At 71.9% G+C, this 19,114-nt stretch carries 10 protein-coding genes; all 10 read left to right on the forward strand.

What is annotated here, in order from left to right; translation table 11 throughout:
• The first annotated feature begins 398 nt into the window (after nt 1-398).
• From ACIHFE_RS19380 to ACIHFE_RS19425, 10 genes are read left to right on the forward strand one after another with little or no spacing between them, the layout of a single operon-like run.
• Nucleotides 399-1,715: a trans-sulfuration enzyme family protein gene (locus ACIHFE_RS19380; protein WP_400108132.1), complete on the forward strand. Its 1,317-nt coding sequence runs from the start codon at nt 399-401 to the stop codon at nt 1,713-1,715.
• Nucleotides 1,712-2,704, forward strand: coding sequence for a hypothetical protein (locus ACIHFE_RS19385; RefSeq protein ID WP_400108133.1), 993 nt, complete (start codon nt 1,712-1,714; stop codon nt 2,702-2,704). The genes ACIHFE_RS19380 and ACIHFE_RS19385 overlap by 4 nt, the downstream gene beginning before the upstream one ends.
• Nucleotides 2,701-3,975, forward strand: a complete 1,275-nt coding sequence (locus ACIHFE_RS19390) for a lysine N(6)-hydroxylase/L-ornithine N(5)-oxygenase family protein (RefSeq protein WP_400108135.1) — start codon at nt 2,701-2,703, stop codon at nt 3,973-3,975. The genes ACIHFE_RS19385 and ACIHFE_RS19390 overlap by 4 nt, the downstream gene beginning before the upstream one ends.
• The gene (locus ACIHFE_RS19395; protein ID WP_400108137.1) at nt 3,972-5,216 is read left to right on the forward strand and encodes an MFS transporter; all 1,245 of its coding nucleotides are present in this window, start codon (nt 3,972-3,974) and stop codon (nt 5,214-5,216) included. Before ACIHFE_RS19390 ends, ACIHFE_RS19395 begins: the two co-directional genes overlap by 4 nt.
• A 5-nt stretch (nt 5,217-5,221) precedes the next feature.
• Nucleotides 5,222-6,232: a class I SAM-dependent methyltransferase gene (locus ACIHFE_RS19400; protein ID WP_400108139.1), complete on the forward strand. Its 1,011-nt coding sequence runs from the start codon at nt 5,222-5,224 to the stop codon at nt 6,230-6,232.
• Between the two features lie 4 nt (nt 6,233-6,236).
• The gene (locus ACIHFE_RS19405; RefSeq protein WP_400108141.1) at nt 6,237-14,927 is read left to right on the forward strand and encodes an amino acid adenylation domain-containing protein; all 8,691 of its coding nucleotides are present in this window, start codon (nt 6,237-6,239) and stop codon (nt 14,925-14,927) included.
• Nucleotides 14,924-15,397 carry a VOC family protein gene (locus ACIHFE_RS19410; protein ID WP_400108142.1) on the forward strand — a complete coding sequence of 158 codons (474 nt, stop codon included), beginning with the start codon at nt 14,924-14,926 and terminating at the stop codon, nt 15,395-15,397. Before ACIHFE_RS19405 ends, ACIHFE_RS19410 begins: the two co-directional genes overlap by 4 nt.
• Nucleotides 15,394-16,332 carry a hypothetical protein gene (locus tag ACIHFE_RS19415; RefSeq protein ID WP_400108144.1) on the forward strand — a complete coding sequence of 313 codons (939 nt, stop codon included), beginning with the start codon at nt 15,394-15,396 and terminating at the stop codon, nt 16,330-16,332. The genes ACIHFE_RS19410 and ACIHFE_RS19415 overlap by 4 nt, the downstream gene beginning before the upstream one ends.
• A gap of 34 nt (nt 16,333-16,366) precedes the next feature.
• Nucleotides 16,367-17,260, forward strand: a complete 894-nt coding sequence (locus ACIHFE_RS19420; RefSeq protein ID WP_400108146.1) for an LLM class flavin-dependent oxidoreductase — start codon at nt 16,367-16,369, stop codon at nt 17,258-17,260.
• 55 nt (nt 17,261-17,315) lie between these two features.
• On the forward strand, nt 17,316-19,112 hold the full coding sequence (locus ACIHFE_RS19425; protein ID WP_400108148.1) for a gamma-glutamyltransferase family protein: 1,797 nt from the start codon (nt 17,316-17,318) through the stop codon (nt 19,110-19,112).
• Nucleotides 19,113-19,114 lie beyond the last annotated feature (2 nt).

Genomic DNA, 19,114 nt, shown 5'->3' on the forward strand with positions numbered 1-19,114 from the left:
CCGCGGCTCCCAGTGACCGCAAAATGCCCGCCAGGTGCGGGCCTTCAATGAAGACCGACCGGTCGCGTATGTAACGGGATTTGATGTCCCTGATTTCCGCGAAAACGGCCGGACTGAGTTCCGAGGTTTTCACGCAACCTCCTTGTCAATGGTCCGGAGTAAACGATCCGGACGGGGGACCGCATCCCCGCATTCCGCGGCAAAGTTAGGTGCGGATCGAGCAGGGTGTCAAGTGCCGCGATAAGCAAGGGATTTAACCGGTCCGGAAAGCCGGATCAACGCCGTTGACACCGCGTTGACATCTCGTTGACAACTTATCGGCGCGGCCCCACTAGCTTGTGGCCGAGGCAGCGGAGAAACGCCGTTCCGGCCCGAATCGAATTCACCTAGGGGAGCATGTGACGAAAGAGAGTCGTACGGCGATCGGCTTCGAAGAGGGCCGCACCGGTGAGGCGAAATGGTTCAACGACCTCACCCGGTCGCGGTTCGCCGGGCCGGTGACCCCGCACCACCGGGTGCTGTCGCGCACGGTCTCCCCCGAGACGCTCGCCGTGCACGCCGGCACCTATGAGGACCCCATCACCGGCGCGGTGGGCACCCCCGTCTTCCAGACCAGCACCTTTCTGCTGGACGACGCCAGCTATGCGGCCTTCTCCGACGGAACCTCGCGGGATGTGCCCATCTACACCCGGTACGGCAACCCCTCCCAGTGGTCGGTCCAGGAGAAGATCGCGGCCCTGGAGGGCAGCCGCAGCGCCCTGGTGACCTCCTCCGGGATGAGCGCCATCGCCAGCACCGTCTACGCGCTGACCAACGCCGGCAGCCACATCATCTCCGCCTATGACGCCTATGGCGGGACCTACAACCTGCTGCGCGAGGACATGCCCTCGGCCGGCCGCGAGGTCACCTTTGTCGACCCCACCGACATCGGGGCCATCGAGGCCGCGGTCCGCCCCGAGACGCAGCTGCTGTTCTTCGAGACCCTGACCAACCCCCTGCTCAAGGCCCCCTCGATCCGGCGCATTGCCCGGATCGCCAAGGAGGCCAACGCCCTGCTGGTGGTGGACAACACCTTCCTCACCCCGGTGAATATGCGGCCGCTGGAGCTGGGCGCCGATGTCGTGCTGCACAGCGCCACCAAATACCTCGGCGGGCACAGCGACCTGACCGCCGGCGCGGTCGTCGGCCGGCGCAAGTTCCTGGACCGGATCTGGGCCCAGGCACTGCGGTTCGGCGGCACCCTGGAACCCCTCACCGCCTTCCTGCTCGAACGCGGGCTGAAAACACTGCCGTTGCGCATGCGGGCGCAGAACGACAATGCCCGCGAGATCGCCCGCTTTCTCGCCGGGCACCCGCGTATCGCCGCCGTGCACCACCCGGAAATCGGCGGCACCCGCTATGCGGAACTGGAACGGGCGGACTATGCGGGCTTCGGCGGCATGGTGAGTTTCGAGGTACGCGGCGGGGACGAGGCCGCGCTGGACTTTATGAAGAAACTCGACATCCCCTATGTGGCCACCAGTCTCGGCGGCGTCGAATCACTGGTGAGCATGCCCAGTAATACTTCGCACAGTTCGCTCACCGCACGCCAGCGGGCCCAGATCGGCATCAATCCCGGACTGGTCAGGTTCTCGGTGGGCATCGAGAACGCCCAGGACCTGATCCGCGACCTGGACAACGCACTCGGCACGCCGGACGAGAAGGACATGCGATGAGGAACAGCTTCAACACCGCTGGATTCAGCGAAGTGGTGCATGAAATCCGCAATGACCCGGCCGAAGGTGACTTCTGGTACACCGCCAAGGCCCGCTCCTCGCCCTACCGGGGGCTGTCCACGAGCATCGGCCCCGCCCTGTTCGGCACCGTCAAGTCCGCACGGCGCTTTGAGATCGAGGCCGGCGACCCGGCCGGCACCCCCGGCGCGGACGGCCCGCTGCCCCTCCATCTGGCGCTCACCGGCATCGCCTCCTGTGCGCTGACCACCCTGGTGGGCGGCGGCAGCGCCCAGGGCGTGGTCTTCGACAGCGCCGACATGGAACTCACCTGCAAGGAAGGGAAGTTCGAAACCCGGGTGGCCGTCGGCGGAGTGTCCGACGACGGGATTCTCGCCGGACTCATCGAGCAGGTCGAGCAGTTCAGCCCCAACTACCGCACCCTCACCCAGCCCGTCTCGGTGGCCCTGGACTTCGCCGCCGGCCCGCTGCCGGGCACCACCCGGGAACATGTCCCGGCCGGGCCGCCGGCCGCCTGCCGGGTGCGCTGGATCAGCGGTACCCAGCTGCTCTCCCGCCCCCTGGGCCCCGGCACCGGCCCGGATCTGCGCATCGACGCCCCCAAGCAGCTCACCGGCGTCGACTGGGGACCCAACCCGCAGGAGTACCTGCTGATGGGCCTGGCCGCCGACCTGGCCGCACAACTGGGCCGCCACGGCCGGGAGACCACCGGCCGCCCCCTCACCTGGGAGGTGGTCGCCAAGGGCCGCGAGGACGTCGGCGGACTGCTCCAGGCCGACCCCTCGGCCGTTGTCCACCTCCAGGATGTCGCCTGCACCGTGCTGATGCCCCGGGACGCCGAACCCGGCACCGAGGGGGAACTGGCCGAGCTGGTGGCCGGCGCCTTCGCCGACTCCGAGGTACGGGAGCTGATCAGTGCCGCCCGGACCGCCGGCATCTCCTGGCAGCCGCAGGGACCGGACCACGCATGAACCACCATGGCCCCACCGAGGTCCTCGCCATCGGCGGCGGACCCGCCAACCTCAGCCTGGCCGCCCTGGCCCAGCCCCTCGGTGAACTCCGCGTCACCACCGTGGAGTCCAGGAGCTCCGTCGCCTGGCACCCCGGCCTGCTCTGGAGCAGCTCCCGGCTCCAGGTCAGCAGCGTCAAGGACCTGGTCAGCCTGGTCGACCCGCGCAGCCGCTTCAGCTTCCTGAACTACCTCCATGAACAGGGCCGCCTCTACCGGCACCTGACCGCCGGCGCCGGCCAGGTCAGCCGCAAGGAGTTCGATCAGTACTTCACCTGGGCCGCCCAGCTCCTGGGCGTCCGCCTCGGCGAAGAGGTCCGGGCCGTGGAACACCACGGCGACCGGTTCCTCATCCGCACCAGCCGCGGCACCCACCACGCGGACCACCTGGTCCTGGGCGTCGGCCAGACGCCCTGGCTGCCGGACTGCGCCCGCGGCCTGGCCGGCCCCCGCCTCTGGCACGCCGCCGAACACCTCACCCAGGACACCCCGTTGACCGGCCGGAACATCCTGCTGGTCGGCGGCGGGCAGAGCGCCGCCGAGGTGGCCCTGGACCTGCTGTCCGGACGGTCCGGGATGCCCCGCCGCCTGACCTGGGTCACCGGACGCCATGGCTTCGCTCCACTGGACGACTCGCCGTTCGCCAATGAGTGGTTCAACCCCCGGTATGTGGAGTACTTCCGCACCCTGCCGCCCGGCCCGCGCTCGGCCCTGCTCGACCAGCAGCGCTCCGCCGGCACCGGCATCACCCGGGAACTCCTCACCCAGGTCTACCGGCGCCTCTATGAACTCGACTACCTCACCGACACCCCCTTGCACCATGAACTGCTGGCCGGTGTACGGCTGGAGGAGCTCACCCAGGACCACGAGGGCTTCCGGGCCGGGCTGCTGGACACCGTCACCGGCGACCGCCGGCCGTGCCACAGCGACATCGTGATCCTGGCCACCGGCTACCGGCCCCAACTGCCGTCCTGCATGGCACCCCTGCACCACCGCATGCCGCTGGACGGCGACGGCTACGCCGTGGCCGCCGACTACCGGGTGCCCTGGGACGGCCCCGACGGCAACCGGATCCATGTCCAGAACGCGGCCCGCCCCACCCATGGCATCGCCGACCCCAACCTGGGCCTGGCCGCCTGGCGCGCCGCTGTCATCCTCAACAGCCTGCTCGGCCGCGAACACTACGAGCTCAAGGCCGACGAGATCACCCTGGGAACCGGGGGCCGGCCATGACCGACGGACCCCAGCGGCCCCCGGCCCCCAGCGGCGCCGGACGCTACCGCGCGGTGTTCGCCGCCCCCGGCGTGGCCCGCTCCCTCCTGCTGATGTTCATCGCCCGCCTGCCCGTCACCGCCATGGGACTGACCCTGACCCTGCACGTGGTCAGCGGCCTGCACCGCGGCTATGTGGCCGCCGGGCTGGTCGCCACCTCCACCACCGTCGGCACCATGCTGGGCGCCCCGCTGGTGGGCCGGGCCCTGGACCGCCACGGGCTGCGCCCGGTGCTCGCGGTGTGCGCCACCACGGCCACCGTCTACTGGCTCAGCACCCCCTGGCTGCCCTATGAGGCCCTGCTGGCCGCCGCGTTCCCGGCCGGCGCCCTGGTGATCCCGGTGAGCTCGCTCTCCCGCCAGGTGCTCACCGCCCTGGTGCCCGAGGACAGCCGCCGCACCGCCTTCTCGGTGGACGCCATCGCCATGGAGACCTCCTTTGTCGTTGGCCCCGCCGCCGCCCTCTACCTGGCCGCCCGCTGCTCCAGCCGGATCGCGCTGACCTCGATCGGCGCGGTGGTGGCCCTGACCGCGGTGCTGCTGTACCTGCAGAACCCGCCGCTGCGCGGCCGCCGCGAGACGGCCGCCCCCGCACCACAGGGCCCGCGCTCCTGGCTCAACGGCCGGATGACCGCGACCCTGCTGGTCTCCATGGGCGTGCTGTTCGTCCTCGGCGGCACCGAACTGGCGCTGGTGGCCGCCCTGCGCGCCACCGGCGAGACGGCCTGGACCGGCATGGCGGTCGCCATCATGGCCCTGGCCTCCATCATCGGCGGAGTCGTCCATGGCGCGGTACGGCGCTCACTGCCCCAGTCGGCACTGATGACCCTGCTGGCCGCGCTGGTGATCCCGGCCGGTCTGATCACCGGCCCCTGGTGGCTGCTCGGCCTGGCCCTGGTGCCCATGCAACTGGTGTGCGCGCCCACGCTGGCCGCCATCGCCGAAAGCGTCAGCAAGCTCGCCCCGCCGCACGCCCGCGGCGCCGCCATGGGCCTGCAGGACTCGGCCACCCGGCTGGGCGGGGCACTGAGCTCCCCGGTCATCGGACTGGTCATCGACCGCTCCACACCCGCCTGGGGGTTCGCCGCCTCCGGACTGGGCGGCCTGCTGTTCGTCACGGCCGCCGCGGCCTGCACCGGCGGCACCCGGCTCGGGTCCCCCCGGCGCCAACCCTCCCTTGAATCCCTCGACATGAACAGGTGAAGACGATGACGACCCTCGACACCGACGCCGGATCCTGGACCACCGCCGCCCGGATCTACAACTCCACCGTCGCCTCCTGGGCGATCAGCGCCGCCTGGGAACTGGGCGCGCTGGACGAACTCAATGACCAAGGCACCCTGGACACCCAGGAGTTCGCCACCCGCCACGACCTCGACGCCGCCTCCACCCTCGGCATGTTCCGCGCCCTGGCCTCGGTCGGCATAGTGCACCGGGACGGCACCCGGGTGACCCCCGCCGAGGGCTTCGCCGAGATCCACCGCACCCGCTCGCTCTTCCACTGGCTGGTACGCGGCAGCGGCGAACTGTTCCGGCAGATGCCGGCCGTACTGCGCAACGAGAACCGCTTCGGCGAGTTCTACCAGCGCGACCCGGTCGCCATCGCCCGCGCCTGCAAGGAGATCAGCACCTTCTGTTACGACCCCTGGTTCTGGTCGGCCATGGACGGACTCGGCTTCACCCCCCGGGTCGCGGCCGACCTCGGATGCGGCAGCGGCGAACGCCTGATGCAGATCCTGCGCCGCCACCCCGGGACCCGGGCCATCGGCATTGACATCGCCGGCGACTCCCTGAAGGTCGCCCAGGCCGACGCCGCGGAGGCCGGGCTGGCCGCCCGGATGTCCTTTGTCGAGGCGGACATGCTCACCATGGACCCGCGGCCGGAGTTCGCCGAGGTGGAACTGCTCACCTGCTTTATGGCCGGGCATGACTTCTGGCCGCGGGAGCAGTGTGTGACCACCCTGACCCGGCTGCGACAGCTCTTCCCCAACGTCCGCCGGTTCCTGCTGGGCGACGCCACCCGGTCGGTGGGCGTACCCGACCAGGAGATGAGGGTGTTCACCCTCGGCTTCGAGGTGGCGCACGACCTGATGGGCACCTTTATGCCGACCGCCGCCGACTGGGAGTCCGTGTTCACCGAGGGCGGCTGGCGACTGCGCCACAAGCACGCCATTGACATGGTGGCCAACGAGGTCATCTTCGAACTCGAGCCCCGGTGATCCGATGACCTTCGTACACGAACTGTTCCAGGAACAGTGCCGGCGGACGCCGGATGCCACCGCCGTGGTGTGCGGGGGCGAGTCCGTCCGCTACGCGGACCTCAACGCCCGGGCCAACCGGCTGGCCCGGCACCTCGTCCAGCTTGGCGCCGGCCCCGAGCGGCGGGTGGCGGTGCGCCTGCCCCGCTCGGTGGAGGCGCTGGTGGCCCTGCTGGCCTGCCTGAAGTCCGGCGCGGCCTATCTGCCCCTGGACCCGGGGCAGCCCGCCGGGCGGATCGCCGCCCTGCTCCAGGAGGCCGCCCCAACCACCGTGATCGACAGCCTTGTTGACACCGAAGGCCACCCCGGCACCGACCTCACCGACGCCGACCGCACCGCCGCACTGCACCCCGCCCACCCGGCCTATGTGATCCACACCTCCGGATCGACCGGAACGCCCAAGGGCGTGGTGGTGGAACATCGCAGCCTCACCAACCTCTTCCGTCACCATGCCGAGGTCCAGTACGCCGAGGTGGCGGCCGCCGGTGAGCGGCTGCGGGTGGGCGGTATCGCGCCGCTGTCCTTCGACGCCTCCTGGGACCCGGTGCTGTGGATGGTCGCCGGGCATGAGCTGCACCTGCTGGACGAGGACACCCGCCAGGACGCCGCCGCGCTGACCGACTATGTCCGCCGCCACCGCCTGGACGTCATCGACCTCACCCCCTCCCACCTCGAACAGCTGCTGCCCTACGGCCTGATCCGTGACCCCGCCGCCCGGCCCCGGCTGGTGGTCCTGGGCGGCGAGGCCCTGAGCGAACCGCTGTGGCGCGAACTGCGCGACACCCCCGGCGTTACCGCCCACAACCTCTACGGCCCCACTGAGTGCACGGTGGACGCGCTCTGGGCACCGGCCACCGCCGCCGAGGATGTGGTGATCGGCGAGCCGGTCCGCGACACCGTCGCCCGGGTACTGGACGACCGGCTGCGGCCGGTCCCGCCGGGTGTGACAGGTGAGCTCTACCTCGGCGGCGCCCAGCTGGCCCGTGGCTACCTCAACCGGCCCGGGCAGACCGCCGGGCACTTTGTGGCCGACCCCTTCGGCCCGCCGGGTGCCCGGATGTACCGCACCGGAGACCTGGTCCGCCAGGAGGCCGACGGATATCTGCGCTACGCCGGCCGAGCCGACGACCAGCTGAAGATCCGCGGCTTCCGGATCGAACCCGGCGAGATCGAGGCCGTGCTGCGCGACCACCCCGCCATCGCCCAAGCCGCCGTCCACGCCCATGATGTCGGCCGGCACGACCGGCGCCTGGTGGCCTATGCGGTGCCCGCCGCGAAGGAGACCGTCTCGCCCGACGACCTCCGCCGGCATGCGGAGCGCCGGCTGCCCGCCCATATGGTGCCCGCCACGGTGCTGCTGCTGGACGCGCTGCCGCTCACCGCCAACGGCAAGCTGGACCGCGCCGCGCTGCCCGTACCGCACCCCGCCGCCACCACCACCGGGCGCGCCCCGCGCTCGGCGGGGGAGCGGCGGCTGTGCGAACTCTTCGCCGAGGTGCTGCGGCTGCCCCAAGTCGGCCCCGAGGACTCCTTCTTCGCCCTGGGCGGCGATTCCCTGCTGGCCATCCGGCTGATCGGCCGGATCGGCGCCGCCCTCGGGGTAAGGGTCACCGTCCGCGATGTCTTCCACCGCCCCACCCCCGCACAGCTCGCCGGCGTACTGGACGGCGCCCTGGCCGCCCCCGTCACCCCGCTGGTGAGCGGGGAGCGCCCGGAACGGGTGCCGCTGTCCTTCGCCCAGCAGCGGCTGTGGTTCCTGGACCGGCTGGAAGGCCCCAGCCCCACCTACAACGTGCCGGTCGTCTCCCGGCTTTCCGGCCCGCTGGACCGGCAGGCGTTGCGGGCCGCGCTGCGGGATGTGGTGGTGCGGCACGAGAGCCTGCGCACCCGGTTCCCGGAGGCCGAGGGGGAGCCGGTGCAGCAGGTGGTGCCGGCGGACGAGGCCGTTCCGGTGCTGGAGGTGGAGCGGATGGCGCCGGAGTCGGTGGAGGAGCGGCTGCGTGAGGCGGCCCGGTACGCCTTTGACCTCGCCGGTGAAATCCCCGTCCGGGCCTGGCTGTTCGAGGTGGGCCGGGATGAGCATGTGCTGATGGTGCTGGTCCACCACATAGCCGTCGACGGCTGGTCCCTGGACCCGCTGGCCCGGGATCTGGGCCTGGCCTACGCCGCGCGCTGCCAGGGCGCGGAGCCCGAGTGGCCGCCGCTGCCGGTGCAATACGCGGACTACACGCTGTGGCAGCGCGAGGCGCTCGCTGACACCACCGCCCAGTCGGAGTTCTGGAAGCGCGAACTGGCGGGCGTTCCCGATGAGTTGGGGCTGCCCTTCGACCGTCCGCGGCCGGCGGTGGCCTCCTACCAGGGCGGGACGGTGGACTTCCAGGTCCCCTCCGCCGTCCACCAGCGGCTGGTGGAGCTGTCCCGCCGCCGGGGCGTGACCACCTTTATGGTCTTCCAGGCCGCGTTGGCGCTGTTGCTGGCCAAGCTGACCGGCGGCAGCGACATCCCCATCGGCACCCCGGTCGCGGGCCGCGCCGACCAGGCGCTGGACGAACTGATCGGCTTTTTCGTCAACACCGTGGTGCTGCGCAACGATCTGTCCGGCAGCCCCACCTTCGAGGACCTGCTGGAGCGGACCCGGGAGACCGACCTGGCCGCCTTCGCCCACCAGGACATCCCCTTCGAGCAGGTGGTGGAGGCCGTCAACCCGGTCCGCTCGCCGGCCCGCAACCCGCTGTTCCAGGTATCCATCACCATGAACGACCTGGACACCGCGCTGTCCCTGCCGGGACTCGCGGTCACCGGCCGGTCACAGGCCTTCGGTGTGTCCAGGTTCGACCTCAATGTCAACTTCCAGGAACGGGCTCAAGGCGTCAGCGGACATATCGAGTTCAACGCCGACCTGTTCGACACCGGCACCGTGCGGGCCATGGCCGACCGGCTGGTCCGCGTGCTGACCGCCGTCGCCGGCGACCCGGGCCGGCCCTGCGGCGCCATCGACATCCTCGCCCCCGAGGAGCGCACCCGCATCCTGGCCGACTGGAACGACACCGCGCTGGATGTCCCGGCCGCCACGCTCCCGGAGCTGCTGGAGGCGCAGACCGCCCGCACCCCCGACGCACCCGCCGTGCAGACCGGGGACACCACCCTGACCTACGCCCAGCTCAACGCCCGGGCCAACCAGCTGGCCCGGCATCTGATCACGCATGGCGTCGGCCCCGAGGCCCTGGTGGCGCTGCGGATGCCGCGCTCCGCCGACCTGGTGGTGGCGGTGTGGGCCGTCCTCAAGGCCGGCGGCGCCTATCTGCCGATCGACGCCGAATACCCGGAGTCCCGTAACGACTTTATGCTGCGGGACGCACAGCCCACCCTGGTCCTCACCGGGCCCGTCGATGTCTCCCATGTGCCGGACGGCGACCTCACCGACGCCGACCGCACCGCCCCGCTGCTGCCGGAGCACCCCTGCTACGTCATCTACACCTCCGGCTCGACCGGGGTGCCCAAGGCTGTCTCCATGCCCGGGGCCGCCCTGGTCAACCTGGTGGTGTGGTGGGCCACTTGGGAACCGCCCGCCCGTATCGCCCTGTTCTCCGCCACCAGCTTCGACGTCTCCCCGATGGAACTGCTCATCGCCACCACATCCGGCGGCTGTGTGGTGGTCCCTGAGGACGCCATCCGCAAGGACGCCGACCGGCTGGTGGAATGGCTGGCCGAGCAGCGGGTCAGCGATCTGACGGTGGTGCCCAACTTGGTGCTGAACGCGGTGTGCGAGGCGGCCCGGGCGGCGGGCACCCGGCTGCCGGCCCTGCGGCACGTCGGGCAGGGCGGCGAGGCCCTGGTGCTGTCCTCCGCCGTCGAGGAGATCTTCCGCGCGGACGAGGGCAGGCGGCTGGACAACTGCTACGGCCCCACCGAGACCCATATGGCCACCGGCTACCGGATGCCCGCCCGGACCGAGGACTGGCCGGCGGACCCGCCGATCGGCCGGCCCATCGGCAACACCCAGGTGTATGTCCTGGACCGGTGGCTCCAGCCGGTCCCGGCGGGGGTGCTGGGCGAGCTCTACATCGGCGGCGCCCAGCTGGCCCGTGGCTACCTCAACCGGCCCGGGCAGACCGCCGGACGCTTTGTCGCCAACCCCTTCGGTCCGCCCGGCGCCCGGATGTACCGCACCGGAGACCTGGTGCGCTGGCGGGCCGACGGCGAGCTGCTGTTCACCGGCCGCGCCGACCACCAGGTCAAGATCCGTGGCTTCCGGATCGAACTGGGCGAGATCGAGACCCGGTTGCGGGAACACCCCGCCGTCGCCCAGGTCGCGGTGATCGCGGTGACGGACCGGCCGGGCGCCAAGCGCCTGGTCGCCTATGTGGTGCCCGCCGCCGAAGCACCGGAACCGGAGGCCCTGCGCCGGCATGTGGCCGCCGCGCTGCCCGACTATATGGTGCCCGCCGCCTTTGTGCTGCTGGATCGCATGCCGCTGAGCCCCAACGGCAAGCTCGAACGCCGGGAACTCCCGCCGCCCGTCTATGACACCAGCGGCCGCGCCCCCCGCACCCGGGTGGAGAAGGCACTCTGTGAGATCTGGTCCGAGGTCCTGGACACCCCCTCCGTCGGCATCGACGACGACTTCTTCGCCCTGGGCGGGCACTCGCTGACCGCCACCAAGGTCATCAGCCGGATACGCGGCCGGCTCCACGCCGAGCTGCCGATCCGCGCCCTGTTCGAACACCCCACGCCCGCCGGGCTCGCCGAAGTGGTCGGCACCGCCGCCGGCGCCGGGCCGCGACTGGAACCCCGGCCGCGCCCGGAACGGATACCGCTGTCCTTCGCCCAGCAGCGGCTGTGGTTCCTGGACCGGCTGGAAGGCCCCAGCCCCACCTACAACAACCCCCTGGTGTCCCGGCTTTCCGGCCCGCTGGACCGGGACGCGCTGCGGGCCGCGCTGCGGGATGTGGTGGTGCGGCACGAGAGCCTGCGCACCCGGTTCCCGGAGGCCGAGGGGGAGCCGGTGCAGCAGGTGGTGCCGGCGGACGAGGCCGTTCCGGTGCTGGAGGTGGAGCGGGCCGAGGCGGAGTCGGTGGCGGAGCGGCTGCGTGAGGCGGCCCGGTACGCCTTTGACCTCGCCGGTGAAATCCCCGTCCGGGCCTGGCTGTTCGAGGTGGGCCGGGATGAGCATGTGCTGATGGTGCTGGTCCACCATATCGCCAGCGACGGCTGGTCCCTGGACCCGCTGGCCCGTGACCTGGGCACGGCCTACGCCGCGCGCTGCCAGGGCACGGAGCCCAACTGGCCGCCGCTGCCGGTGCAGTACGCGGACTACACGCTGTGGCAGCGCGAGGCGCTCGGCGACATGGCGGAGCAGGCCGACTTCTGGCGGCAGGAACTGGCCGGTCTGCCCGATGAACTGGGCCTGCCCTTCGACCGTCCCCGTCCGGCGGTGGCCTCCTACCGCGGCGGGACGGTGGACTTCCGGGTGACCACGGAGGTCCACCAGGGGCTGGTGGAGCTGTCGCGCCGCTGCGGGGTGACCACCTTTATGGTCTTCCAGGCCGCGTTGGCGCTGTTGCTGGCCAAGCTGACCGGCGGCAGCGACATCCCCATCGGCACCCCGGTCGCCGGCCGGGCCGATGAGGCACTGGACGAACTGGTGGGTTTCTTCGTCAACACCGTGGTGCTGCGCAACGATCTGTCCGGCAACCCCACCTTCGAGGAGTTCCTGGAGCGGACCCGGGAGACCGACCTGGCCGCCTTCGCCCACCAGGACATCCCCTTCGAGCAGTTGGTCAGGGCCCTCAACCCGGCCCGGTCGGCGGGCCGGCACCCGCTGTTCCAGGTGATGATGCCGTTCAACAGCAACCTCGCCGACACCGGTATCGCCCTGCCCGGCCTGGCCGCGCGCACCGAACCCGAGCCGCTGGAGGTCGCCAAGTTCGACCTCTCCGTCAATCTGCGCGAGGAGTTCGGCCCGGCGGGAGAGCCGGCCGGTGTCCGGGGCGCCATCGACTACAGCACCGACCTGTTCGACCACCGGACCGTGGCCACTCTGGCCGAACGCCTGCACAGGGTCCTGGCCGCCGTGCTCGCCGACCCCGGCACCGCTCTCTCGGACATCGAGGTGCTGGCGCCGGACGAGCGGGAGCGCCTGCTGACCGAGTGGAACGGAGCCCCGGCCCCCGGCCAGGTGGCCTTCGCCCACCGGATGTTCGAGGAACAGGCCGCCCGGGTCCCGGCCGCGCCCGCCGTGCAGTGCGGCGAAGAAAGCGTGGACTACGCCGAGTTGAACCGCCGGGCCAACCGGCTGGCCCGCTGGCTGATCGCCCGGGGCGCCGGCCCCGAGGACCGGGTGGCGGTGCTGCTGCCCCGCTCCGTGGACCTGGTGGTGGCCCTGCTCGCGGTATGGAAGACCGGGGCGGCCTATGTCCCGGTCGACCCCGGCTACCCGGCCGGCCGCATCGCCTACATGATCGAGGACGCCGCCCCCACGGTGGTGCTCGACGGACCGGTCGACACCCGGGGCCTCGCCGAGGACGACCTCACCGACGCGGAACGGCCGGTCCCCCTCGACCCCGCCCACCCCGCCTATGTGATCTACACCTCCGGATCGACCGGCCGGCCCAAGGGCGTGGTGACCGAACACCGCGCGCTGGCCGCCTATCTGCGGCACTGCCGCTCCGCCTACCCCGGTGTGCCGGGCACCAGCGCCCTGCACTCCTCCTTCTCCTTCGACCTGACGGTGACCGCGCTCCACGGCCAGCTCACCACGGGCGGGTGCGTACGGCTGGCCGAGCTGACCGAGGACGGCGTACGGGGCACCGTACGGCCGGACTTCGCCAAGCTGACGCCCAGCCACCTGGGGCTGCTGACCGCGCTGCCCGAGCAGGCATCGCCCGGCCGGTGCCTGGTCATCGGCGGCGAGGCACTGACCGGAACCGCACTGCGGGCCTGGCGGGAACAGCACCCGGAGGTCACCGTCGTCAACGCCTACGGCCCCACCGAATCCACCGTCAACTGCTGCGACTTCCGGCTGCCCCCGGGCGAGCCCCTGGGCCCGGGACCGGTGCCCATCGGCCGGCCCTTCCCCGGGGTCCGGATGTACGTCCTGGACCGCGGGCTGCGGCCGGTGCCGGTCGGCGTCGCCGGAGAGCTGTACATCGGCGGCGACCAGCTGGCCCGCGGCTACCTCAACCGGCCCGCCCTCACCGCCGAACGCTTTGTCGCCGACCCCTTCGGGCCGCCCGGCGCCCGGCTGTACCGCACCGGGGACCTGGCGCGCTGGCTGCCCGAAGGCGTGCTGGAATTCGCCGGACGGGCCGACGCCCAGGTGAAGCTGCGCGGCTTCCGTATCGAACTCGGTGAGATCGAGGGCGTGTTGCGCGAACAGCCCGGGGTGGCGCGGGCCGCCGCCACCGTGCACCGCTTCGGCAACGGAGACCGGCGGCTGGTCGGCTATGTGGTGCCCGAACCAGGCGTCACCATCGACCCGGAAGCGATACGGCGGCGCGCCGCACGGATGCTCACCGCAGCCACCGTGCCCGCCATGGTCCTCAGCCTGCCCGCCCTGCCGCTGACCCCCAACGGCAAACTCGACCGCGGCGCGCTGCCCCTGCCCGAACCCACCGGCGCCACCGCCGGGCGGGCCCCGCGCACCCGGCGCGAGCACCTGCTGTGCGACCTGTTCGCCGAGGTACTGGGCGTCGACCGGGCCGGGCCCGAGGACTCCTTCTTCGACCTGGGCGGACACTCCCTGCTGGTGATCCGCCTGGCCGACCGGATCAGCACCACCCTGGGCGCCGGGGTCAACATCCGCGACCTGCTGGACGCACCCACCCCGGCCGCCCTCGCCGCCCGCCTGGCCGCCGACGGCGGCACCGGCACCGCGGACCCCCTGACGCCCGTCCTGCGCCTGCGCGGCGGCCGGGGCACCCCCCTGTTCTGTGTGCACCCCGCCGCCGGCATCGGCTGGGTCTACTCCGGTCTGCTGCGCTACCTGGACACCGGCCGGCCGGTGTACGCCCTCCAGGCACCCGGACTCGGCACCCCCGGCCACCCGGCCGGCTCACCCGAGGACATGGTGAAGGACTACCTGGCACGGATCCGCGAGGTCCAGCCGAGCGGGCCCTACACCCTGGCCGGCTGGTCCCTGGGCGGACTGATCGCCCATATGCTCGCGGTCCGCCTCCAGGACGAGGGCGAGGAAGTCGCCCTGCTCGCCCTGCTGGACAGCTATCCCCGCGTCCCCGAAGCGGAACAGGACGAACAGGGGGACGCCGACGAGGCCACCGCGCTGCACCAGCTGGCCGCCTCCCTGGGCCAGGACGTCGCCCCCGACGGCACCCTCACCGGCCTCGCCGATGTGGAGGTGTCCGCCCTGGTCAGGGTCTACCGGGAACTGAGCCGCAGCTATGCGGAGCCGGTCCTGGGCCGGTTCCGGGGAGACCTGCTGCTGTTCCGGGCGGCCGCCGACAAACCCGGCGACTCCCCGTACACCCCGGACCTCTGGCGCCCGCACCTCACCGGCGACCTCGAGGTGCACCAAGTCGACTGCACCCACGGCGAGATGACCCGCCCGGGCCCGCTCGCCGCCCTGGGGCCGGTGCTCAACCAGCGGCTGGACCGAGCGACGGCCGGCCGCCACGACCACAGCGGAGAAACACCGTGACCACAACCACCAAACCCCCGGCACGGCTGCACCACATCGGGGTGCAGACCTTCGACCTGGACAACTCCCTCGCCTGGTACCGGGACTTCCTCGGCTGCCGGCCCACCTGGACCGCGACGGCGTTCTCCGAACTCACCCGCAGCCGGCTGCCCGGAGTCTCCCGGATCACCGAGATCGTCACCGAGGGCGTCCGCCTCCATCTGATCGAGCGGGACAGCCGGGAGCGGCAGCACGGCCCCGAGGACCGCGTCCAGTTCCAGCACCTGTGCCTCGCCGTCGACTCACCGGAGGAACTGCGCGCCACGCTCGCCCGCTGGCAGCGGCTGCACGCCTCCGGAGACTACGAGTTCCTGCGGCCCGACCCGCCCACCGGGATCGTCACCGACGCCGAAGGCGTCCAGAGCTTCTACTGCTTCGACGTCAACGGCCTGGAAATCGAGTTCACCCACCTCCCGGAAAGCGCGCGATGAGCAGGAATTCCACCACGGCCGCCCTGTCCCTGCCCGCCACCCTGGGCTGGGACTTCGGGGACTACCCCTACGCACTGGAACCGCTGACCCTGCCCCACCCCGGCGAGCCCTGGCTCGCCCCCGGCGCCATCGGAACCGGCCTCGCCGCCTCCTGCCGCGAACTGCTGGCCGCCGCCGGCAGCGGATCCCTGGCGGTCCCGCCCGCCACCGCGGCGGAACTGGAGCAGCTGTTCTGGTTCCGCTGGATCACCGGGCACCACATTTCCTTTGTCATCTGGCGGCTGATCGCCGCCCGCCTGGAGCAACTGGCCGCCGGCGAAGGGGACCCGGACGCCATCGCCCGGGAGATCACCGAGTACGTCCGGGCGTACAGCGCCATGATGCTCTACACCGGATCCAGCACCCGTGAGATCTACAACCGGACCATCCGGCCCAGCATGTACCGGATGCACAGCACCTTCAGCGGCACCTGGGCCGCCGACTACGCCGCGGTACGCGGCCTGTTCCGCGGCCGCAGACTGCCCCCCGTGCCCGCCGGCGAAGCCGGTGCTCTGGCGCAGGAGATCGCGCTGAGCCAGCGCATCCATCTGGGCGTGGCCGCCAAACTGGTCGCCGACGGACGGTCCTTGCTCCAGCACCTGGTCGACCAGCCCGCCGAACGGCAGCCCCGGGTCTGGAGCGGCATCTTCGACTGCTACTTCCTCACCCTGCGCGCCCCGGCCTCCGGCGAGGAGGTGCTCGCCCAACTGCTGCGCCGCTGCAAGGCGGTGGCCATGGACCTGGCGGCCAACGGACTCTACCCCCGCGTCGCCGACTACACCGGCCCCACCCCGGACGAGCTGTGCACCCCCGAAACCCTGGCCTGCGAAAGCGAACTGGCCGACATCGTGCTCCGGGTGGCCGCCCTGGCCACCGGCTGCCGGCCGCCCCGCTGACACCCACGACCACCCAAGAGAAAGCAGCCAACTCATGCGACACGGAGTCATCGTCCTGCCGGAAAAGCGGTGGACCGAGGCCCGCAAGGTCTGGGTGCGGGCCGAGGAACTGGGCTTCGACCACGCCTGGACCTATGACCACCTGATGTGGCGCTGGTTCCGGGAGAAGCCCTGGTTCGCCACCATGCCCACCCTGACCGCCGCCGCCACGGCCACCACCCGCATCGGCCTGGGCACCATGGTGGCCAGCCCCGGCATCCGCCACCCGGTCTCCTTCGCCAAGGAGATGATGACCCTGGACGACGTCTCCGGGGGACGGGCCATCTGCGGCATCGGCGCCGGCGCCGGTGGCTTCGACGACGACGCCCTGGGCCTCACCCCGCTGACGCCACCCCAGAAGGCGGAACGCTTCGGCGAGTTCGTGGAACTCACCGACCAGCTGCTGCGCCGGCCGGAGACCAGCTACCAGGGCCGGTGGTTCACCACCACCGGCACCCGGCTGCACCCCGGCTGCGTCCAGCGCCCCCGGCTGCCGCTGGCCGTGGCCGCGCTCGGCCCCAGGGGCATCCGGCTGGCCGCCCGGCACGCCGACATCTGGGTCACCATCGCCTGGCCCGGCCATGGCGAACCGCTCCCGTACCCGGAGGCGGTCCCGGTCATCCGGCAGCAGTCGGCGCTCCTGGACAAGGAGTGCGAGGCCATCGGGCGCGACCCGGCCACCATCCGCCGGCTGGTGGTGACCGGGGCGATGATCGACGGCGTGCTGGAGTCGGTGGAGAGCCACCGCGACGCCTGCGGCCTGTTCGGCGAGATCGGCGTCACCGACCTGGTCGTCCACTGGCCGCGCCCCGACTTCCCCTACCAGGGCAGCCCGAAGGTCCTGGAGGACATCGCCGCCGAGGTGCTCACCCCCGCCCGCGCCGGCTGACCGGCCCCGCCCGCCATTCCACGGCCCCACGGCCCGTCCCGAAAGGCTTTCCCCAGTGCTGTACCGACCCGAACTCCACGGCTACCACGGCGCCGTGGCGTCCACCCACTGGCTGGCCACGGCCGCCGGCAACGCCATGTTCGACCGCGGCGGCAACGCCTTTGACGCGGCCGCGGCCGCCGCCTTTGTCATCCAGGTTGTCGAACCCCACCAGAACGGCCCGGCCGGCGATGTGCCGATCATGGTCCATGACGCCGCCACCGGACAGGTGAAGGTCATCTGCGGCCAGGGCCCGATGCCCAAGGCCGCCACCATCGAGGCCATCCGCGAGCGCGGCCTGACCGGGATACCCGGCTCCGGCCTGCTGGCCGCCTGTGTGCCCGGCGCCTTCAGCGCCTGGATGACCCTGCTGCGCGACCACGGCCGGCTCACCGTCGCCGATGTGCTGGAGCCGGCCATCGGCTACGCCGAGGACGGCTATCCGCTGCTGCCCCGGGCCGCGTTGATGATCGAGGCGCTGGCGCCGCTGTTCCGTGAGCACTGGACCGAGTCCGGTGCCACCTATCTGCACCATGGCGCGGCCCCCGCCGCCGGCGCCCGGATGCGCAACCCCGCCCTGGCCCGGACCTTCCGCCGGATCGTCGCCGAGGCCACCGCCGCCACCACCGACCGCCAGGGACAGGCCGAGGCCGCCATCCACACCTTCCACCAGGGGTTTGTCGCCGAGGCCATCGACGCCTTCCTCGCCACAACCGAGGCCATCGACTCCACCGGCCGCCCCCAGAAGGGCCTGCTGACCGGCGAGGACCTGGCCTCCTGGCGGCCGTCCGCCGAGCCGGCGGTGACCCTGGAGTACCGCGGCCGGCTGGTGCACAAGCCCGGCCCCTGGTCCCAAGGACCGGTCTTCCTCCAGCAGTTGTCCCTGCTGGCCGGCTTCGACCTGGGCGCCATGGACTTCGCCGGACCCGACCACCTGCACACCGTCATCGAGTCCGCCAAGCTGGCCTTCGCCGACCGGGAAGCCTGGTACGGCGACCCCGAGCACGCCGACGTCCCCCTGAACACCCTGCTGGACCCCGGCTACGCGGCCGCCCGCCGCGCCCTGATCACCGCCGAGGCATCCGCGGAACTGAGGCCCGGCTCACCCGACGGCCGCACCCCGTGGATCCCCCCGGTCCTGGACGCCACGGACGGCCCGCTGACCCCCGAGTGGCGCGCCGAACTGGCCAACGGCATCCCCACCGTGCTGCGCAAGACCGCCGGCAAGGCCGACACCACCTGCGTCAGCGCCACCGACCGGGACGGCAACATGGTGGTCGCCACCCCCAGCGGCGGCTGGCTCAAGAGCTCCCCCGTGGTGCCCGGACTCGGTTTCCCGCTCGGCACCCGGGGCCAGATGGCCTGGCTCACCGAGGGCCACAACAACTGCCTGGCCCCCGGCAAACGGCCCCGCACCACGCTCAGCCCCACCCTGGTCAGCACCGACGACGGCAAGCCCTACCTGGCCTTCGGCACCCCCGGCGGCGACCAGCAGGACCAGTGGACGCTCAACTTCTTTGTCAACCATGTGGACTTCGGCATGTCCCCGCAACAGGCCGTGGAGGCCGCCGCGTTCCACACCGAGCATGTGCCCACCTCCTTCGCACCCCGCCAGTTCAAGCCGCTGGGCGTGCTGGCCGAGGAGGGCATCCCCAAGGACACCATCACCGAACTCCGGCGCCGCGGCCACCGGGTGACCACCGTGGAGGCGATGACGCTGGGCAAGGTGTGCGCCACCGGACCCGACGCCACCGGCGGGGTGTTCGCCGCCGCCAGCCCCCGGGGCGCCCAGGCCTACGGCATGGTGCGGTGAAC

Origin of the sequence: Streptomyces sp. NPDC052396 (assembly GCF_044593195.1) — a bacterium.
Lineage (GTDB): Bacteria > Actinomycetota > Actinomycetes > Streptomycetales > Streptomycetaceae > Streptomyces.